The sequence below is a fragment of the Bradyrhizobium ivorense genome (assembly GCF_900696085.1).
GTDB classification, from domain to species: Bacteria; Pseudomonadota; Alphaproteobacteria; order Rhizobiales; family Xanthobacteraceae; genus Bradyrhizobium; species Bradyrhizobium ivorense.
In genome coordinates, this window is the sequence record NZ_CAADFC020000004.1 from 469,785 (window position 1) to 489,759 (window position 19,975).

General features: G+C 66.9%; 17 protein-coding genes and 1 tRNA gene. 6 read left to right on the plus strand and 12 right to left on the minus strand.

Translation table 11 applies throughout. The features are described from left to right. Positions 1-116: 116 nt before the first annotated feature. From CI41S_RS03060 to CI41S_RS03085, 6 genes are all read right to left on the minus strand, one after another. Complete coding sequence (locus tag CI41S_RS03060; RefSeq protein WP_139857367.1) at positions 117-905, minus strand: glutamine amidotransferase; 789 nt, start codon at positions 903-905, stop codon at positions 117-119. A 120-nt stretch (positions 906-1,025) separates the two neighbouring features. After that, positions 1,026-1,805 carry an SDR family NAD(P)-dependent oxidoreductase gene (locus CI41S_RS03065; RefSeq protein WP_139479511.1) on the minus strand — a complete coding sequence of 260 codons (780 nt, stop codon included), beginning with the start codon at positions 1,803-1,805 and terminating at the stop codon, positions 1,026-1,028. Positions 1,806-2,041: 236 nt separating this feature from the next. Further along, positions 2,042-2,545 carry a tellurite resistance TerB family protein gene (locus tag CI41S_RS03070; protein WP_139857369.1) on the minus strand — a complete coding sequence of 168 codons (504 nt, stop codon included), beginning with the start codon at positions 2,543-2,545 and terminating at the stop codon, positions 2,042-2,044. Between the two features lie 209 nt (positions 2,546-2,754). Beyond that, positions 2,755-4,164 (minus strand): adenylate/guanylate cyclase domain-containing protein, encoded by a 1,410-nt coding sequence (locus CI41S_RS03075; RefSeq protein WP_139857370.1) that lies wholly within the window; start codon positions 4,162-4,164, stop codon positions 2,755-2,757. A gap of 68 nt (positions 4,165-4,232) precedes the next feature. Beyond that, positions 4,233-5,618: a cytochrome P450 gene (locus tag CI41S_RS03080; RefSeq protein WP_139857372.1), complete on the minus strand. Its 1,386-nt coding sequence runs from the start codon at positions 5,616-5,618 to the stop codon at positions 4,233-4,235. A 146-nt stretch (positions 5,619-5,764) separates the two neighbouring features. Next, complete coding sequence (locus CI41S_RS03085) at positions 5,765-7,135, minus strand: hydrolase (RefSeq protein ID WP_139857374.1); 1,371 nt, start codon at positions 7,133-7,135, stop codon at positions 5,765-5,767. 150 nt (positions 7,136-7,285) lie between these two features. Between CI41S_RS03085 and CI41S_RS03090 the strand changes: the two genes are divergently transcribed. Beyond that, positions 7,286-8,974 carry an MFS transporter gene (locus CI41S_RS03090; RefSeq protein WP_139857376.1) on the plus strand — a complete coding sequence of 563 codons (1,689 nt, stop codon included), beginning with the start codon at positions 7,286-7,288 and terminating at the stop codon, positions 8,972-8,974. Between the two features lie 114 nt (positions 8,975-9,088). Here the strand turns inward: CI41S_RS03090 and CI41S_RS03095 are convergent, their stop codons facing one another. Further along, positions 9,089-9,307: a hypothetical protein gene (locus CI41S_RS03095; RefSeq protein ID WP_139479517.1), complete on the minus strand. Its 219-nt coding sequence runs from the start codon at positions 9,305-9,307 to the stop codon at positions 9,089-9,091. 195 nt (positions 9,308-9,502) lie between these two features. Next, positions 9,503-9,775 carry a hypothetical protein gene (locus tag CI41S_RS03100; RefSeq protein WP_139857378.1) on the minus strand — a complete coding sequence of 91 codons (273 nt, stop codon included), beginning with the start codon at positions 9,773-9,775 and terminating at the stop codon, positions 9,503-9,505. Positions 9,776-10,003: 228 nt separating this feature from the next. Between CI41S_RS03100 and CI41S_RS03105 the strand changes: the two genes are divergently transcribed. After that, positions 10,004-11,053 (plus strand): polysaccharide deacetylase family protein, encoded by a 1,050-nt coding sequence (locus CI41S_RS03105; RefSeq protein ID WP_139857380.1) that lies wholly within the window; start codon positions 10,004-10,006, stop codon positions 11,051-11,053. A gap of 182 nt (positions 11,054-11,235) precedes the next feature. Continuing rightward, positions 11,236-12,453, plus strand: a complete 1,218-nt coding sequence (locus tag CI41S_RS03110; protein WP_139857382.1) for an NAD(P)/FAD-dependent oxidoreductase — start codon at positions 11,236-11,238, stop codon at positions 12,451-12,453. Between the two features lie 523 nt (positions 12,454-12,976). Here the strand turns inward: CI41S_RS03110 and CI41S_RS03115 are convergent. The 4 genes from CI41S_RS03115 to CI41S_RS03130 form a co-directional block, all read right to left on the minus strand. Continuing rightward, positions 12,977-13,052: transfer RNA gene (locus tag CI41S_RS03115), tRNA-Thr, on the minus strand. Positions 13,053-13,162: 110 nt separating this feature from the next. Continuing rightward, on the minus strand, positions 13,163-14,908 hold the full coding sequence (locus CI41S_RS03120; protein ID WP_139857384.1) for a heme biosynthesis HemY N-terminal domain-containing protein: 1,746 nt from the start codon (positions 14,906-14,908) through the stop codon (positions 13,163-13,165). Positions 14,909-14,928: 20 nt separating this feature from the next. Next, positions 14,929-16,146, minus strand: coding sequence for a COG4223 family protein (locus CI41S_RS03125; RefSeq protein ID WP_139857386.1), 1,218 nt, complete (start codon positions 16,144-16,146; stop codon positions 14,929-14,931). 113 nt (positions 16,147-16,259) lie between these two features. Then, positions 16,260-17,000: a uroporphyrinogen-III synthase gene (locus CI41S_RS03130; protein ID WP_139857388.1), complete on the minus strand. Its 741-nt coding sequence runs from the start codon at positions 16,998-17,000 to the stop codon at positions 16,260-16,262. A gap of 178 nt (positions 17,001-17,178) precedes the next feature. Here CI41S_RS03130 and tsaD point away from each other — a divergent pair, with 178 nt between their 5' ends. The 3 genes from tsaD (at position 17,179) to CI41S_RS03145 (ending at position 19,881) form a co-directional block, all read left to right on the plus strand. Beyond that, entirely contained in the window at positions 17,179-18,252 is a 1,074-nt protein-coding gene (gene tsaD, locus CI41S_RS03135; RefSeq protein WP_139857390.1) for a tRNA (adenosine(37)-N6)-threonylcarbamoyltransferase complex transferase subunit TsaD, read from the plus strand. Between the two features lie 232 nt (positions 18,253-18,484). Then, complete coding sequence (locus tag CI41S_RS03140) at positions 18,485-19,465, plus strand: NAD(P)H-dependent glycerol-3-phosphate dehydrogenase (protein WP_139857393.1); 981 nt, start codon at positions 18,485-18,487, stop codon at positions 19,463-19,465. Positions 19,466-19,467: 2 nt separating this feature from the next. Then, positions 19,468-19,881 (plus strand): EVE domain-containing protein, encoded by a 414-nt coding sequence (locus tag CI41S_RS03145; protein ID WP_139479526.1) that lies wholly within the window; start codon positions 19,468-19,470, stop codon positions 19,879-19,881. Positions 19,882-19,975: the final 94 nt, after the last annotated feature.

The following is a 19,975-nucleotide window of genomic DNA, read 5'->3' on the forward strand; positions in this document are numbered from 1 at the left end:
GGCGATCTCCCTGTGCGTTGTTGTTCTTGAGACGCGCGATGGTGCGGCCGCGCGCGGCGACCGAGACTAGCACAATCATGGCGCTGAAAAGCTGCGCGGAAAATTCCGCGCGGCGGCTATTCCGCAGCCTGCAGCATCGCGCGCGGCGTGCGCACGATCCAGCCGGCGATGAAATGCGTCAGCCACGCCCGCTCCGCGGCATTGTAGACCGCACGCTCGGCAAAATGCCGATGACGCGGCTGCGCGCCGGGCTGCTCCATCCGCACGCAACCGCGCGCGGTCCAGCGATGCATCATCGCGTAGGTCACGTCGGGATGAAACTGCAAGCCGAAGGCATTGCCGAACTGAAACGCCTGCACCGGGAAGTCATTGCCTTCCGCGAGGAGCTCGGCGCCATCGGGCAATTCAAATCCTTCGCCATGCCAGTGGTAGACCCGCGCCGGCCAGTCCGGGCACAGCGCGCGACCCGCATCGGTCGGGCGGATCGGATAATAGCCGACCTCGACACGGCCTTCCGCATGCGGCGCAACGGTTGCACCGAGTTGCCTTGCCAGCATCTGGGCGCCGAGGCAGACGCCGAGCATCGGCCGCTGCTCGCGCAAGGGAATTGCGATCCAGTCGATCTCGCGCCGCACATAATCATCGGAATCGTTGGCGCTCATCGGGCCGCCGAAGATCACCGCGCCGGAATGTTGCTCGAGTGTTTCGGGCAGGGCGTCGCCGAAGCGCGGCCGGCGGATGTCGAGGCGGTAGCCCAGCGCGCGCAGTGCATTGCCGATCCGGCCGGGCGTCGATGTCTCCTGGTGCAGCACGATCAGCACCGGGCGGGCCTGCTCCGGCGTGGCCGCGGCGGGCCTCCGTCTTGCGAAGGGCACGACACGGGCTTGGTCCGACCGGAACGACATCGTCTCCTGCTTAAATTCTCGGCACGTAAGGCGGGATCATAACTAAGCAGTTCTTAAGATCGTGTGAGTTTGCGCACACAGCCCCGCGAAGCAAATCGCGGGCCAGAACAGCGTTACCGGTTAGCGCTTGCGGAGCTGGAAGCCGCCGACCGCCGTCAAAATGAAGGAGCGCGGGAAAAAACGCAGCAGGAACGGTACCATCTTGATGAAGAAGCCGGGCATCACGGCACGCTTGTTGGCCATCAGCCCGCGATAGGCCTGGCGCGCGACCTCGGCCGCCGCAACGTTGAGAATCGCGGAATCGAAGCCAGGCGCGAAGCCGGCGCGGTCCTGGAATTCGGACGGCACCGGGCCGGGGCAGACCACGGTGACCCGCACGCCCTGCGGCGCCAGCTCGCAGCGCAACGCCTCGGAGAACGACAGCACATAGGCCTTGCTGGCGTAGTAGACCGCCATGCCCGGCCCCGGCAGGAAGCCGGCGATCGAGCCCAGATTGAGGATGCCGCCGCGGTTGCGAATCAGTTGGTCGGCGAAGCGCAGCGTGAGATCGGTCAGCGCGCGGATGTTGACCGTGATGATGTTGAGTTGCTCGGCGCGGTCGCGCGCGACGGCGAGGCCGAACACGCCAAAACCGGCATTGTTCACGAGATATTCGACCTCGACGCCGGCCTCGCGCAGGGCCTGTTCGATCCTGTCGCCGGCGTCCGGCTGCTGCAGGTCGCAGGGGATCACGATCGGCACGGCACAGCCCTTGCCGCCCAGTTCATCGGCGAGCGCCTTGAGGCGATCGGCGCGCCGCGCCACCAGCGCCACGCGGTGACCGTTCGATGCAAACATGCGCGCCAGTTCGGTGCCTATGCCCGCCGATGCCCCGGTTATCAGCGTCACACGCTCGGTCACGTTCAAACTCTTATTCAAATTCCAGAGAGGTCCCCAACAGGGCGACGAGAGCATAGGCATGCGGTGGGACGCAAGCCGTCCGTCGACTTTGTGGACAGCGGTTCTACGCCGATTTTGCAGTCAAATGCCGGATTTTCAGCCCATCACCACGGATGGCGACAGGCCGAACCGCACATTAAAGTTTCGTCATCTGTGATGGTGGCGCGATCGTGGCCGCGCCTGCGCGCGGCGACGTGTCAGATTGCCGCGTCGGCCGCGCCCCAGGGGCCTTTCGGCAACGCCGCCTGCTTTTCGGCGACACGATGCTTGAGATCGATGCGGTCGCGCGAGGACACGCCGAGCAGATCGGCGGCACGCCAGACCACATTGTCCTCGAACTCGCTGACCTGGCCGTCGGCATAGACCAGTTCCCACATCATCTCGACGATGCGCAGCCGCCCCTCCTCGTTCACCGAGCGCATGATCACGCTGGTAAAGCGATAGAGATCGACGGAGTCGCCCTCGACACGCGTGGCCGAGGTGATCAGCTTGTCGGCGGTGCCGGGATCGAGCTGGAATCGGCTCTCAATCAACGAGTGCAGCTTGCGCTTCTCGGCCGGCGTCGGCTCGCCGTCCAGCGAGACCACATGGACCAGCAGCGCGGTCGCTGCCAATCGATAGTCGTTGTCGTCGAAGGTCCGGTCAGCCTGCTGATCGGGGCCGACGATATCGGCAATGAATTGGCGGAGTCCGTCGAGCATCGCTCTCTCTGTCGAATGAAGCCTGTTGCAGGCTATATGGCGTGGAAACAGACTAGGTGCAATTGGTGTCGGTTCCCGCAGGGGCATTACGTTTCGGCAATCTAGCCGGTCTCGTCGTCATTGCGAGCGAAGCGAAGCAATCCATCTATCCCCGCGCTGAGGCGTGGATTGCTTCGCTTCGCTCGCAATGACGGCTGCCGCTGGCGCAATCACGGTATCTCGTACACGACCATCTTGTCGGCGATGCCGCGCAGCGCCGCTTCCTTCTGGATCGGCTTGATCGACGCCCGCTCCAGAATGCCGGTCACTTCGGGCGAAGCGATCACCGGCTGAGTGAGGTGGATTTCCTGCGAGGTCGACAGGCTCTGCACCCGTGCCGCGATGTTCACGGTCTGGCCGAAATAGTCCTGCCGCTCGTTCAGCATCACCGCAAGGCACGGGCCTTCGTGAATGCCGATCTTGACGACCAGATCCTCCTTGCCGCGCTCGTCGTTGAGCGTCTTCATCGCCGCGCGCATGCGCAAGCCCGCGGCCAGCGCATGTTCGGGACGCACAAAGGTCGCCATCACGGCGTCGCCGATGGTCTTCACCACGGCGCCGCGCTCCGAGGCGATGATGTCGAGCAGCGCGTGGAAATGCGCGCGTACCAGGTCGAAGGCGGCCAGGTCGCCGACCCGCTCATAGAGCGCGGTCGATCCCTTGAGATCGGTGAACAGGAAGGTCAGCGAGGTGATCTTGAGCCGCTGGTCGAGATTGAGATTGTCGGCCTTGTAGATGTCGCGAAAAGTCTGGTTGCTCAAGACGCGCTTGGCGGTGAGGAACGGTTTCCGCTTGCCGATCAGATGATGCAGCGCTTCGGCTGCGATGAACACCGACGGCAACGCCCGAACGCCGGCCTGGTTGTCGAGCGACAGCCTTAAGGGGCCGGGCCGCAACGTCATGTTGCCGACCGGCGCATGCACCTTGTTGTACATCAGCGACAGATGCTGGCGGTCCTTGGTCGGCTCGCCCTGCACGTCGATGAACTGCGCCGAATGCGTCACCGGCTCGAACACGATGATGAACTCTTTCGGCAGATTCAGCGACAGCACCGCCTTTTCACCGGCCGGCAATTCGAGCGCGTCGAGCACCACCTCCTGCGACAGCTCGTCGAACGACTCCTTGTTGAAGTCGATGCCGGAGCTCCAGAAGATCTGCTTGTAGTAGTCCCAGATCGGCAGCGTATGCGGATCATGCGCGGCGATGCGGCGGACCCGCGGGCTCACTGTGAAGGCGACCTCGACCTGCTCGTCGACCGAGGCCTCATAGCCGCAGGCGCAAAGGCCGCATTGATAGTCGTCGCTGCGCAGCGATTTCAGCGTAGCGTGGGCATCGAGCACGCCGCCGCAGCCTGGGCAGAGCACATTCCAGGTCAATTCGAACAGGCCGAGCCGCGCGGCATGCAGGAAGCCGGAGATCACCCGCTCCTCGTCGAAGCCCTTGTGCTTGGCGAAGTCGAGCACATTGACCCGGTTGAGCTCGTGGTCCTCGCCCTTCGCGATCAGATGCGCAATGGCTTCGGCGACCGCGGGATCCGTGGTCTGCCGCAACACCGAGATTTGGGCCTGAATATCGCTCATGAAGCACCTAACATGAGATGGCTGAAGCCGGGGCGCAAGGCTGGATTCGAGGCTCGATTCAGGTCTGACTACCGCGGCTTGATCGCAAACATCGGGGACCGGTTCGGCTGCGTCGTCACCACGCCGATCGGGATCACCGGCTCCTTGTCGGCCAAGGCGACGCGGAACGCGCCGATGATCTTGGCCAGCGCGAGCGTCGCCTCGACCTGCGCGAAATGCGCACCGATGCAGACGCGGGCGCCGACGCCGAACGGCAGATAGGCGAAGCGGTCGGGGGGCGTCTCGGTCATGAAGCGCGCCGGCACAAATGCATTGGGATCGCGCCACAGTTTCTCGTGGCGGTGCAGCAGCCATGGTGCGATCAGGATCAGGTCACCCTTCTTGACCGGAAGCCCCGCGATGGTGTCCGGACCACCCGCGGCACGCGCGATCAGGAATGCGGGCGGGTAGAGCCGCATGGTCTCCTCGACGACCGCGCGGGTGAATTTCAGCCGCTCGATGTCTGGCGCGCCAACTGCTGCCACACCGCGCACCTCGGCCGCCAACTGTTCCTGAGTCGCGGGATCCAGCGCCAGCAGATAGAGCGCCCAGAACAGTGCGGTCGCGGTGGTCTCGTGGCCGGCCAGGATCATGGTGGCGACCTCGTCACCGAGCTGGGCGTCGGTGAACGCCTGGCCGGTTTCGGGATCGCGCGCGGCGCCCATCAGGTCGAACAGGTCGCGCGGCGGCGCGTTGTCGTTCTTGCCGGCGGCGCGGCGCTCGGCCATCAGCTCGCCGACGAACGCCGTCCAGCGCTTGCGAAAGCGCGCGCGGCGGAAATCCTGCGGGCTCGGCCAGCTCAGCGGCAACAGCAGGTCCAGCATATGCGGCCGGGCGAACTTGTCCGCATACTCCATGACGAAATCGCGCAGCGCAGCGCCGTGACGGTCCATGCCAAACGAGAACATGGTGCGGCCGGCGATCTCCAGCGTCATCCGCTGCATCACCTCGCGCAGATCGACCGGGCCGTCGGTCGCGGCCTTCAGCTTGGCGATGGTCTCGTCGACCGCCGCGACCATGTAGGGCACGAGCGACGTCACCGCACGCGGCGTGAACGCCGGCGCCAGGGTGCGGCGCTGATGCTTCCACGCCCGGCCCTCGGCGATGAGTAGGCCTTCGCCCAGGATCGGACGCAGCACGCGGATGCCGGCCGGCGTGCGGGTGTAGTTCTCGAAATTGTCGACCAGCACATGCCTGATGGCATCCGGCGTGTTGAGGATGAAGCTCGCGCGGCCGAAGAAACGGCCCTGCACAATATCCTCTTGATAGGCGCGCGCGCCCCAGGTCTCGATCGGCGAGTTGCGCATCGCCCGCATCCGCCCGAACGCGGTCATGTTGTCGGGCGCGCGCGGCGGCATCGGCGGCACCAGGGGGCGCCGCGTGACCGTGATGTCGTAGACCTCGGCTATGCTCATGGGTGTCCCGCAGTGGTAGCCCGGATGAGCGAAGCGACATCCGGGGCCGGTTTCAAGACACCCGCAGTCGCTGCGCTCGTGCGGGCTACAATGTCATCCAGGCAGGCGATCCCGGCGCCAACAAGGCGCGCGGACCTTGAAAACAACTAGTAGGTCAGTTCGGCGACCGCAATCCGGTTCTCTGCGGCCGGCCAGGCCCGCATCACGATACGCTCCTGGTTGAACAGCGCGATCACCGGACGGCCGGCATCCGCCGCAGCGAGCCGTAAGGTGGTCACCGAATCCGTCGGCACGCCGCTCTTGACGTCGGTCGGCTCCTTGCCGTCGAGCAGCACGACGTCGCGCGGCAGGCCGAAATAACCGCGCGGCCGCGACATCAGCACCACCGCGCCGGCGCCGGCATCGGCCTGCCCGAGCGGCCGCGCCGCGCGCAGATGCACGATGTCGGACGAGCGCGGGAACGGCGAGCGGTAGATGTGCGTCGTCACCGCGCCGGGCGAGGTCAGCACGAATTCGAGCGGCCAGGATGCATCGACCTGCGCCGGGCCCCAGCGGCCGTCGGCGCTGGTCTGCGACGAGTGCACTGGGCCGCCGATGCGTTCGCCGGTCTCCGCGGCCACGCGATAGATATCGACCGACGCGCCGGACACCGGACGATTGGTCTGCACGCCGCCCGGCGTGCCGGTGACGATGCCGCTCAGCCTGACTTCGGCCTCCGGCACGATCTCGATTCGCGCCGGCTCGCGCCCGGCGATGAACTTGTAGATCTCGCGGAAGGCGCGCGGATGAAAGGCGGTCTCGCGATGATCGATCGCGCCGAGCACCAGGTTGGTGGCGCCCTTCAGCGCCGGCCCTTCCGCGGTGATGTTGGTCGGCGTGCCCGGCTTGCCGACGAAGCGGCCGTCGCCTTGCGCGAACTTGTCGATGCCGTCGCTGCGCAGCGTCAGGAACGCGGTGCCCGCCGTCACCTCGCTGTCGCCCTCGTTCAGGCCGTGCAGGAATGGGCCGCGGCCGTTGAACTCGTTGCCGAGGCCGTCATCCCAGGCATAGACGCCGTGGTTCGGCGTGCCGCACAGCACGGCATGGCTGACATCGCCGCCATTGCCGTTCTTGACGACATTGCGGATCGCATTGCCGCCGCGCGAATTGCCGACCAGCGCGACCCTCGCGGCGCCAGTCGTCTGCTTCAACTGCTTGATCGCCTCGGCAAGCTCGCGGCGCTGGTCCTCGGTCGAGGAGCGGCCCGCCTGCTCGACCTTGTCGTCGGTGCGCGCCAGCGGATCGGTGAAATTGATCGCGAACATCCGCTCGCGCGGCACGCCGTTGGATTCCATCCGCCAGATCGTCGTCATCCAGAGCGGCGCCTGGTCGCCATTGCCATGCACGAACAGAATCGGCGGCATCTCGCCGGCCGCTGCTGTCGCGGCCGTCTGGGCCATCGCCGGCGCAGCGAATCGGCCCGCCATCAGGGACAGCGCCCCGGCACCTTGCAAAATTGTTCGCCGCGTCAGCCCCATTGTCCCCTTCCCCAAGCGTTTCAGTACTTTAGCTGTGCCCTGCGCCGGCGAATGATACCGTAAACGCTGGACAGGACACGCGTTTCGCGGGCATCTCTTGATGCAGCCGGAATCTTCATTCAAGCCATAGCAGGCCAAACGGAACCGGATATGACCGAACCGCGGCAACGCACCGACAGTATCACTGCACCGTTATGGCACTCAATCTTCCGGCGAATCTGGCTCGCCAGCCTGCTCTCCAACCTGGGCATCCTGATCCAGGGCGTCGGCGCCGCCTGGGCGATGACCCAAATGACGTCGGAGGCCGACAAGGTCGCGCTGGTGCAGACCGCGCTGATGCTGCCGGTGATGCTGATCTCGATGCCGGCCGGCGCGATCGCCGACATGCATGACCGCCGCATCGTCGCGCTGGTGTCGCTCGCGATCGCGCTGGTCGGCGCCACCACGCTAACCGTGCTGGCCTGGCTCAATCTGGTGACGCCAAACATTTTGCTCGCGCTGTGCTTCGTCGTCGGCAGCGGCATGGCGCTGTTCGGCCCGGCCTGGCAATCCTCGGTCAGCGAGCAGGTGCCGGCCGAGACGCTGCCGGCCGCGGTCGCGCTCAACGGCATCAGCTACAACATCGCGCGCAGCTTTGGCCCCGCGATCGGCGGCATCGTGGTCGCCTCCGCCGGCGCGGTGGCAGCGTTCGCCGCCAACGCTGTGCTCTATCTGCCGCTGCTGGTGGTGCTGTTCCTGTGGAATCGGGTCACCGAGCCGTCGCGGCTGCCGCGCGAACGGCTCAACCGCGCCATGGTTTCCGGCGTGCGCTACATCACCAATTCGCCGTCGATCAAGATCGTGCTGACCCGCACCATGGTGACCGGCATCATCGGCGGCTCGGTCTCGGCGCTGATGCCGCTGGTGGCGCGCGACTTGCTGCATGGCGGCGCACAGACCTACGGCATCATGCTGGGCGCCTTCGGCATGGGCGCGGTGGTCGGCGCGCTGAATATTTCGCAGATCCGGAGCCGGCTCAGCGGCGAGGCCGCGGTGCGCGCCTGCGCGCTGTCGATGGGCGCGGCGATCGCCGCGGTGGCGTTGAGCAAGGAGCCGGTGATCACGGCCGCCGCCCTGGTCGTCGCCGGCGCGGCGTGGATGCTCGCGGTGGCGCTGTTCAATATCGGCGTGCAGCTCTCGGCGCCGCGCTGGGTCGCGGGCCGCTCGCTCGCCGCCTTCCAGGCCGCGATTGCCGGCGGCATCGCGATCGGCAGCTGGGGCTGGGGCCGCATCACCGACATCGGCGGCGTCGAGACCGCGCTGCTGATTTCCGCCGGATTGATGCTGCTGTCGCCGCTGCTCGGCATCTGGCTGCGCATGCCGCGGGTCGGCGCCCGCAACGAGGATGCCAGCGAAGCGCTGGCCGATCCCGAGGTGCAGCTGCAGCTCACCGCCCGCAGCGGGCCGCTGGTGGTCGAGATCGAGTATCGGGTGGCGCAGGACAACGCCCGCGCCTTTCACAACGTGATGCAGGACGTGCAGCTCAGCCGCCAGCGCAACGGCGCCTATGGCTGGTCGATCGCGCGCGACATCGCCGATCCGGAATTGTGGACCGAGCGCTATCACTGCCCGACCTGGCTCGATTTCCTACGCCAGCGCAACCGCGCCACCCAGGCCGAGCGCGAGTTGCACCAGAAGGCGATGGATTTCCACATCGGCCCCGACCCGGTGCGGGTGCGCCGGATGCTGGAGCGTCCGTTCGGATCGGTGCGCTGGAAGGACGAGACGCCGGACCGGGCCGCGAGGGAAGTGATCCCGGTGGTCGCGACCGCCGCGGGCGCGGCGGGAAACAGCACGTAGTCGCTTAGTCATTCCGGGGCATCGCACCAGCGATGAACCCGGAATCTCGAGATTCTCAGGTGCGCGCACCGCGGTTCGATGCTTCGCATCGCCCAGAATGATGGTGGTTGGGCCCTACTGCCCGTGCTCGGTCAGCGTCTTCTGACAACCCTTGCTCAGCCGGGCGCGATGCTGCTGCAGGCAGGCCAGCACGGCGTCGTCGCCGTTATTGAGCACGGGGCGGCAATGCCGCTGGGCGTCGCGGGTGCAGGCTTCTCGCCCCTGTTGTTGCTGCGCCGAAGCAGCGGACGTCAGCAGAACCAGCGGAATCACGGCAAGCAGGAATCGGGTCATCTCAAAGCCTCTAATCAATGCGCCGCCGGTTCTATAGGGTTTCAGCGCGCCGCAGAAGCTTGAAACGGCGGAACGGGCACCAAGGTTCCGATTTGCCTGGCAATCCCCTCGGATATCTCTTGGCGATCTCTTGCCGATCCCTTGGGCGATCCCCGGCCCGCGGCTCGTCGCCGCAGCCGCTTGAGTGCACCGCAATCAATCCGCCGAGGGGCGGCGCTGGGCGGCGAGATCGCGGTCCAGCACGACGCGGCAGCCGCTGCTCAGCTGGGCGCGGTGCTTGATCATGCAGGCGGTGATCTTCGGGATATCAGGGATCTCGTCGCTGCACAGGCGGAAGGCGTCGCCGGTGCACATCTGCTGCGCTTCCGCGCTGAAGGCAAAGCTCGCGGTCGAGGACAGCGCGGAGACGGCAGCCGCAAACGCCAGCGCGGCGCCGGCCTTTGCAACCTGACTTTTGAATGCGGTCATGATCGGCTCCCATTGGCCCCGCGGCGTGGGCCGGTTGGCGGGTCCGATCCTGCGCGGGCGCGCGATTCTCGACTGTGACGGTCGTCACGAAGGTGCAAGGCACGGGTCCAAGGCACGCTTTTTCTTCCGCTTCCGGCGCCGTGTTGGGATCGCGTTAAGACCTTGTTGGCACTAATCGCTCGTTACAGCTGTTGGCGTTCCCCCGAGTTCCGAGAGAGTTTTGTAGCGATGCGTAATCCATTGGGCCTGATGCTGGCCAGTGTTGTCATGGCGGTCGTGATCGCCGGAGCGTGGTTCTGGACCTCCTCCCGCGCCACCGCTCCCCAAACCCAGGCTGCCAAGGCCGATCCGGCTCCCGCGCCGGCGCCGAAGCTGGCCGCCAGGGACGATGTCGAGGTCACCGCGGCGCTCTCGTCGAAGCGCGCCGAGGCCGCGCCGGCCCCGGCTCCCGCTCCGGCGCCGCAGCCCGCACCGGTCGCGGCCGCGCCGAAGACGACCTGCAACAATCCCGACGCGCTCGGCGTCAGCCGCACCGTGGTGGTCGACACCAACGGCGGACCCGGCTTCGGCTTCCTGCAGTACAAGCAGTACGACTTCCTGACCGAGAAGGAGATCGTGCTGACCTTCGACGACGGTCCGTGGCCGACCACGCCCGCCGTGTTGAAGGCGCTGGCCGATGAGTGCACCAAGGCGGTGTTCTTCCCGATCGGCATGCACACCACCTACCATCCGGACATTCTCCGCCAGGTTGCCGCCGCCGGCCACACCATCGGCGCCCACACCTGGTCGCACGCGCATCTCGCCGGCAAGAAGATCACCGAGCAGCAGGCCAAGGACGAGATCGAGAAGGGTTTTAGCGCGGTGAAGCTCGCGCTCGGCCAAAACCCCGCGCCGTTCTTCCGCTTCCCGGCGCTGGCCCACACGCCGGCGACCACGGCCTATCTCGGCACCCGCAACATCGCGATGTTCTCGGTCGACGTCGATTCCAACGACTTCAAGTCGAAGAACGCCGACGAGGTGATCAACAACGTGATGACCAAGCTCGACAAGGAGCACAAGGGCATCATCCTGATGCACGACCTGCAGAAGCACACCGCCCAGGCGCTGCCGACCTTGCTGCGCAAGCTGAAGGCCGGCGGCTACAAGGTGGTCTGGATGAAGGCCAAGCAACAGCTCGAGACGCTGCCCGAATACGACGCGATGATGGTGAAGAACGAGAAGGTGCCTACCGCAGCGGCGCGGCCGGTGAGCAGCGTGATTCAGACGGTGGCGGATTAGCGCGGTAGCTTCGCCGGGATCAGCATTCGAGCAGACAGCGCCCCTGGATTCGATCCAGGGGCGTTTTTTCTTATTGCCGTAAAGCCGCCGCTGCGCTGGGGCCAACGACAGCCGGGCATGGTCAGTCGGCTCCGCCGCGTGATAGGGTTTGGTCGCACCTAATCCATTTCGGGGCCGGCGTCATGATCAACAAAGCCGATGCCATCATTATTGGGTCCGGCGGCCTCGGCGCTGCCACAGCATATTACTTGAGCAAACGCAAAGGTCTCAGCGTAGCTCTCGTCGACAAGCATGATATCGGATCGCAAACCTCGCCGCGCGCTGCAGGCATGGTGAGCTGCGTTCGCAAAAGCGACCTGATGACGAGCCTCATCAAGGACGCATGCCGCAAGATTGAGGCGTTTACCGAAGAAACCGGACAACCTCTCGATTGGGTGCATTCGGGCAGCCTGAAGATCGCGCGTCGGCCGCAAGACGCGGAGGTGATCAAGGCCGACTTTGAGCGCAGTCGGCGTATGGGCCTCGATGTCGAGCTGATCTCTCCAGAGCAGGCCAGCCGCCTCAATCCATTTCTGAAGCCGACGGGCGTGGTAGCGGCAATGTGGATCGGCGACGACAGGTATTTCGACCCGGCTCAGGTTGCTGTCGGCTTCGCCAAGGCAGCGGCGCGTCAGGGCGCGACCCTGTTGCCGAACACAGACGTGCTGAGCGTGAACATCAGCGCCGGCAAGGTGACGGGCGTAACCACCGCGAACGGCATCATTGAAGGCTCCATCGTCGTCGATGCGGCGGGTGCATGGACGCGACAGGTAGCGGAGGCAAGTGGAATTCGTGTCCCGCTGGTCCCGACCCGACAGCAACTGATCGTGACCGAACCGTTGGACGGCGCGCGCGCCGACCTGCCGATGGTTCGGATCATGGATGCCGCGGTGTACACGCGCCCGTGCCAGGGTGGCTTCCTCTGGGGCGTTTACGAGGAAACGCCGAGATTTTTCGACATGCAGTCGCTCGGTGCCAATTTCGACGTCAAGGACATGCCACTCGACATCGAGGTGCTTCGTGCTGCCGCCATCGAAGTCAAGGATCAGTTCCCGGTCCTGCAAACCGCCAAGGTGCGAGAATTTCGCGGCGGCATACCGACGATGACGGCCGACGGTCATCATATTCTCGGCCCCGCGCCCGGGACTGCGGGCTTTTACTTTGCAAGCGGATGCAATGTCGCCGGACTTTCGATTTCGCCAGCCGTTGGAGAGCTGCTCGCAACCTGGATAGTGGACGGCGAGCCGCGCGTTGATCTCTCCCTGATGTCCGTCACGCGCTTCAACGACCGGGCATGGTCTGAACCCGAGCTGCACAGGGAAGCGGCTTGGCAATACCGGCACTTCTACGGCGCGGTCTAACTAGCCCCCTCGCCGCGCGGCCGATCCCTCCTGGCCTAGGGTGCGCCCCCGGGGGTAGGGCCAAAATTCGTCGGCGCGGATCGGCCCATAATGCCTCTCGGCACGATGCAGAAAATTCCAGAAATTGGGGCCGAGGGCCTCTACGCTGCCCAGTCCATGATTGCGTCAATGAAAGTCTGAGCCTGACGGATCGCATCCTGCCTAGTAGCGCAAACGCCGACCGAGACTGTCCTGCCCTTTCCCACGGTCCATTTCCAACCGCTCGGGTAGCTCATTTCTATGACTGAAAAGCTGATGCCTCGATGTTCCACGGAGGGCCTCCGCTTAACATGGTTGTCATGCGCTCAATGAGGTTACTGCATCGGATCGGCTCAGCCAAGGCAACGGCCGCCTCCCTTTCACGGGAGCGAGCTGCGGCTATCGGCGCAAGGGGCGAAGTCGATTTCCACGCGTCCGGGAAGCAGCGCGGATGGCCTCCCGCACCTATGGCAAAATCTGAAGTCGCGAAATCGGGGCTAAGTGCTGGTGCCGCAAGAGGGATTCGAACCCCCGACCCCGTCATTACGAATGACGTGCTCTACCGACTGAGCTATTGCGGCGGACCGTTCGGCGAGTGCCTGATAACGCGTGCCACCTGATATCGGGCATGGGCCCAATTGGCAAGGCAAAGGGTCTGCAACCCGCGCTTCTGCTGACATCTAACCGCAGATTAGCTTCCCAAACGTGACAGAAATCCCTTCCAGCCGCCGATCTGGGCCTTTGGCGGGCCGATTTGTTCCGCGAATTCGTCCGCGGGGCCGTCCTCGTCGACGCCGGGGTCGTCGGGGGCGCGGACGATCGGGATCACGGCCGGGATCGGGGCCGGCGCTGATTTTGGCAGGTCGGTCCGGGAGCGGAACAAGGGGGCCGGCGCCGGGGGCGCTGATTCGGGCTTTGGGGCGGGCTCGGGTGCGGCCACCACTTCGGCCGGGGCCGGTTCAGCTTCGAGGGCCGTGGGCACCGGGGCGTTGTCCTGTACGGTCGGGGCTGGCTCGGCCGGCTTCACCTCGATCGGCTCGGCCGGTGTTGGCGCGGGGGCCGGCAGCTCGCCGGCCGCCGGCTTCGGCGGCTCGACCGGGCGCGGCGCCAGCATCGCTTCCTCGAACGGCGAGGTCTCGATCGCGCTGCCCTTGTCCGACGGCAGGGCGGCGACCGGGGTCTGCCACTGGAAGGCGTCGAGCCGGCCGGTGACCGGCGACACCGGACGCCAGCGGTCCGAGACATAGCCGTCGGCGGTCCACACCGGATCGTGCAGCGCGCGCACCGCGCGCAAGGTCCAGGCGCGGGCGCGGCCGCTGTCGCCGTGCTCGGTGCGCTCGATCTCGGCCATCAGCAGCGCGACGCGCTGGGTCGGCGCTGAAGTGAACGGCTCCAGCGCCGCGCGCGCCTTGGCGAATTCGGCGGCATCGATCGCGGCGCGGGCGATCGCCAGCGCGCCTTCGATATGGCCCGGCGTCTTCGCCGCCAGCGTCTCGACCCGCACCAGGCGCTGCCGCGCGGCATCGCCGAGCCGCACATGGGCATAAGCGTCGGCGAGGTCGGGATGCGGCTGCGCCAGCCATGCGGTCTCGACCAGGCGCATCGCGCGGCGCACCTGATGCGCCTCGCTCTCGAATTTCGCCGCCAACACCGCGGCCGGGATCAGCGTCGGCGCCAGCTTGACCGCCTCCTTCACGCTCTCGCGCGCCAGGTCGCGATCGACGCTCTCCAATTCCAGCGCGCGCGCCGTGAGCAGCACGCCGCGCTGGCGCCGGTAGGTCGCCTTGTCGATCAGGCCGGAGCTCTGGTTGTTGTCGATGATCGAGAGAGCGCCGGCCCAATCGCCCTTGGCGCAGCAGAAGCCGAGCACCGCATGCGAGGCCCATGACGACGACGGCGACAGTTTCAGCGCTTCCTCCGCGACCATCACCGCGGTGACCGGATCGTCGGCGCGCTGCGCCTCGATGAACAGGCCGCGCAGGCCCAGCAGCCGCGTGTCTTCGCGCTCGGCCATGGCGCGGAAGGCGCGCTGCGCGCCGTCGCGGTCGCCGTCGAGCTGCGCCGATTGCGCGTGCAACAGCAGTGTCAGCGGATCGTTGCCGGCATGGCGCCGCGCCACCTCGGCATGCACGCGCGCCGAGGTCGAATCGCCGTGGCCGATCGCGAGCAAACCTTGGGTGATGGCGCGGCGGCCGCGGGCGTGCAGCCGCTCGCGCCTGTTACGGCGGACGTAAGCCGGCACCTTCCACAGCGCGCGCAGGATCACGCCTGCCAGCATCGCGCCGACCAGCACGAGCGCGAGCAGGAACAGCGGCTGCTTCGACGTCAGGCGCAGCCCGCCCCATGACAGCACAAGATCGCCGGGCTGATCGGCCAGCCAGGCCGCGCCCCCACCAACGACCGCGATCAGCAGGAGAAACAGAATGATCCGGATCATCAAAGACCTATTGCAATGACCTACTGGTTGACCGTGGCGAGCGCCGCCATGGCGTTGTCGGCGAATTTCCGCGAGGCGCCAAGCGCCGCGCGGCGTGCGTCCACCTTGTCGAGCCAGGCTTGCGCCGCGGTGCGATCGGCCGGCGGCAGCGACTTCAATTCGCGCTCGGTCAATGCAAGATCATTATGGACGGCGGCAGATGTCACGCGCGCGACGATGCTGCCGCGATCGGTGCCGGTGCCGTCGGTCCGCTCGATGCGGATCAGCTTTGAGGCGCCGGCCTGCAGACGATCGACCAGCCCGGCGTTCGCCACCGGCGCGTCCGGCGGCGGCGGTGCGAGGCGCGGCACGATCTCGAGCAGCTCGCGGCACAGCGCGTTCGCGCTCGGCACGCCCGACGCCGCAAAGGTCTCGAGCGGCTTCAGCGTCGCGGAATCGTCGGACAGCGCCTTGGCGGCGTCGAGCGTCGAGCCGTAGGGATCGCCGTGGCGGACCGCGACGTCGAGCAGCGACGCCGCGACCACCCGGCGCAGCGGCACGTCATCGGCCTTAGCTTCGGCCTTGCTGTCGGCGATCTTGCCGTCCTGTGCTTTCAGCGCGCCCTCGATCCGGTCGATCCGCGCGGTGATGCTGGAAAGATCCGGCGCGGCCGCACCGTTGCGGGGCGCGGCATTGGCCGCGGCCGCGAGCTTGTCGGATTGCGCGCGCGTCGTGGCGAGCTCGCTGCGAAGCGCTGTGATCGATTTGTCGAGCGCCTCCAGCCGCGCCGCTGTCGCGGGATCGCCCGCCGGCTTGCTCAGCTTCGCTTCGACGCCGGTGATGCGGCCGGTGAGTTCGTCGATGGCCGCGGCGGTATTGAGCTGCGGTGTCGCCGCCGGCTGCACCGCCGGCCAGCCGAGCAGCCAGCCGACGGCGATCACCAGCGCCGCGGCGACCGCACCGGATACCGGCGCGATCACCCAGGGCGACACCGGGCGCGGCGGTTCAAATTCCGACGCCGTGGCAACGGTCTCGGGCTCCGGCTGCGGCGCGGCCTCAGGCTGGGGCGTCGTCTCAGGCGCGGCCGCATCCGCGGATGCGCTCGCCGCGTCCTTGGCCGGCTCTACGCCCGCCTCTTTGGGCCCCTCCGCCTTGGTCTCGCTGGAAACCTCGGTCGCCGCGAGATCGATGGTCGGCGGCGCGCGCTTCGGCCTTGCATCCGGCGACGGTGTGGTGTCCTCGGGCCTCTCTTCAGCCATCGCGGGGGGTCCTCAATACTTGCTGGCCGCGCATTCTAACAGAATCGGCGCAGCTTCTTAGAGCACGATCGGAAAAACCGAGCACTGGCTAACATCATGTTCAGACGAAAGAATTATGTCGACGTCGGGCGCAGGGCGCGCCCTAAGGCGTCGAGCAGGGCAGTTTCATCCGGCTGCGCCGCCACCACCACCTGGGTGGCGCCGGCGTCGTGCAGCACGGAGGCGACCGAGGCTGACATGCAGCATTGCGGCAGCGCCAAGGCCGAAATCTCCAGCCCGCCGGCCCGCACGGCGTCGACGAAGGCCCGGGCGCTGCGGCGGGAATAATGCAGCACCGCCGTGATCCGGTTCGCCATGAAGGCGTCGCCGATCTCGCCCGGCAAGCTTGCCACCGGCGCCATCCGGTAGGCGGTGTGGGTGACGACGGTCATTCCCTTGGCGCCGAGCTCGCCGGCGAGGTCGCGCGACAGGTCGGCGCCGGCAAGATAGAGCAGCGTGGCGGCCTTTTTCAGCTTGCCGGCCTTGACCTGCGCCAGCACCAGGTCGCGCAGCGCCGCCGCATCGCCCTTGGCCGCGATCACCTGGTCGAAGCCGGCCGCGCGCGCGGCATCGGCGGTGTGGGTCCCGACCGCGAACAGCGGCAGCCGCAACAGCCGGCTGCCGGCGAGATCGATCGCCCGCAGCGCATTGGCGCTGGTCACGATGACGGCGTCATGATCGGCGCCGTCATCGTCATGAAACGGCAGCGGCTCGAAGCGCAGCAGCGGCGCCGCCAGGGCGTCAAAGCCCCGCTTGCGCAGGGCCGCCAGCGTCGCCTCATTGTCGGGATGCGGGCGCGTAACGAGGACAACCACCGGTCAGGACTCCAGGCGCAAGAGATGGGACTTGGTGACCGATTGCACTTTGAGACCTCGCAATGCTACCCCGGAAGGGACATCTCTCTCGAAATTGAGCACGGGCCGGACAGGTAGTTCCCACCCGTCCGGATCATGCTCCGTAGCACAAGAGCCGAAATTGGGTCACGAACCGCCGATGCTGGTGTTGGGAATCGAGACCACCTGCGACGAGACCGCGGCCGCCGTGGTCGAGCGCCAGGCGGACGGCTCGGGAAAAATCCTGTCCAACATCGTGCGCTCGCAGACCGCCGAGCACGCCCGCTTCGGCGGCGTGGTGCCGGAGATCGCCGCGCGCGCCCATGTCGACCTGCTCGACGGCATCGTCGCGAGCGCGATGAAGGAGGCCGGCGTCGGCTATGCGCAGCTCTCGGCCGTGGCGGCGGCTGCGGGCCCCGGCCTGATCGGCGGCGTGATCGTCGGGTTGACCACCGCAAAGGCGATCGCGATGGTGCATGACATGCCGCTGATCGCGGTGAACCATCTCGAGGCGCACGCGCTGACGCCGCGGCTGACCTGCGCGCTGGCGTTCCCGTACTGCCTGTTCCTGGCCTCGGGCGGCCACACCCAGATCGTCGCCGTGGTCGGCGTCGGGCAATATGTGCGGCTCGGCACCACGGTCGACGACGCCATGGGCGAGGCGTTCGACAAGGTGGCGAAGATGCTGTCGCTGCCCTATCCGGGCGGGCCGCAGGTCGAGCGCGCCGCCGAGGACGGCGACGCCAAACGCTTTACCTTTCCGCGCCCGATGCTCGGGCGGCCCGATGCGAATTTCTCGCTGTCGGGACTGAAGACCGCGGTGCGCAACGAAGCGAGCCGGCTGGTGCCGCTGGAGCCGCAGGACGTCAGCGATCTCTGCGCGAGCTTTCAGGCCGCGGTGCTGGAAACGACGGCGGACCGGCTGAGCGTCGGCCTAAAATTGTTCCAGGAGCAGTTCGGCACGCCGCGGGCGCTGGTCGCGGCCGGCGGCGTAGCCGCCAACCGCGCGATCCGCGGCGCGCTGCAGGATGTCGCGGCGCGCGCCGAGACCACGCTGATCATCCCGCCGCCGGCGCTGTGCACCGACAATGGCGCGATGATCGCCTGGGCCGGCGCCGAGCGGATGGCGCTCGGCCTGACCGACACGATGGAAGCTCCGCCGCGCGCCCGCTGGCTGCTCGACGCCAACGCCAAGGCGCCCGTCGGCCACGCCAACAGCCGCGCGGGATATTGAGTTTCTGCAAATGGAAATCACTCGCGCCGCGATCTCCGCTTCACCTCGCCCCGCTCTTGTCCGCCGAAGCCCGCCTTCGGGCGAAGGCGGATGCGGGGAGAAGTCGGATCGCGTCACGAGATGCGATCCGGGTGAGGGGGACTCTCCGCACGGCCGGTGCTCGCTGATGCATCCCCTCACCCCAACCCTCTCCCCGCAAGCGCGGGGAGAGGGAGCCCGATAGAGCCAGCCGATGCCGGCGTACACATCAGTCAGCGTGATCGGAGCCGGCGCCTGGGGCACGGCGCTGGCCGATGTCGCCGCGCGCGCCGGACGCAGCGTCACGCTCTACGCACGCAATGCCGCGCATGCGGCGCAGATCGAGGCGACGCGGATCAATCCGAAGCTCGCCGGTGTGCGCCTCGACCCTGCGATCGCGGTGACATCAGATATCGCGGCTGCGGCGCGCGCCGACATCATTCTCGCCGCAACGCCGGCACAGCATCTGCGCGCCGCGGTCGGTCACCTTGCGCCGCATCTCAAGCCCGGCACGCCCGTGATCGCCTGCGCCAAGGGCATCGAGCACGGCACGCACAAATTCATGACCGAGGTCGTCGCGGAAGCGGCACCGCAGGCGGTGCCGGCGATCCTGTCGGGGCCGAGTTTTGCAGATGACGTCGCGCGCGGGCTGCCGACCGCAGTGACATTGGCGACGAAAGACGAGGCACTGGCGCGCGCGCTGGTGCAGGCGCTCGGCTCGGCGACGTTCCGGCCCTATCACGCGACCGACGTGCGCGGCGTCGAAATCGGCGGCGCGGCGAAGAACGTGCTGGCGATCGCGGCGGGCATCGTGGTGGGCAAGAATCTCGGGGCCTCCGCGCTTGCGGCGCTGACGACGCGCGGCTTCAGCGAGCTCGCCCGCCTCGGGCGCGCCTGCGGCGCCCGCGCCGAGACGCTGGCCGGCCTGTCCGGGCTCGGCGATCTCCTGCTGAGCTGCTCGACCGCGCAATCGCGCAACTTTGCGCTCGGCGCAGCACTCGGCCGCGGCGAGGCCGCGCCGGTCGGCAAGCTCGCCGAGGGCGCCTTCACCGCGCCGGTGCTGGTCGAGCTGGCGGCTTCGCAAAGTGTCGATATGCCAGTATCAAATGCGGTCGCGGCGATTCTCGCGAACAAGCTGACCATCGATGCCGCGATCGAGGGCCTGCTGACACGGCCGTTCAAGGCGGAGGAATGACGATGGCGTACTGGCTGGTGAAATCCGAACCGTCGAGCTGGTCGTGGGACCAGCAGGTCGCCAAGGGCGCAAAGGGCGAAGCCTGGACCGGCGTGCGTAATTTCACCGCGCGACAGAACCTCGTGAACATGAAGAAGGGCGACAAAGCGTTCTTCTATCACTCCAACGAGGGCAAGGAGATCGTCGGTATCGCCGAGATCATCAAGGAAGCCTATCCCGATCCGACCGACAAGACCGGCAAGTTCGTCTGCGTCGACATCAAGGCCGACAAGCCGTTGCCGACGCCGGTGACGATGGCCGCGATCAAGGCCGACAAGAAACTCGCCGACATGGCGCTGGTGAAATACTCGCGGCTGTCGGTGCAGCCGGTGACGGCGGATGAGTGGAAGATGGTCTGCAAGATGGGCGGGCTGTGAACCCTCTCCCCTTGTGGGAGAGGGTCGCTTCGCGAAGCGAAGCGGGGTGAGGGGTATCGCGCCCCTCGGCACACTCTCGCAAACGGAGAGAGAC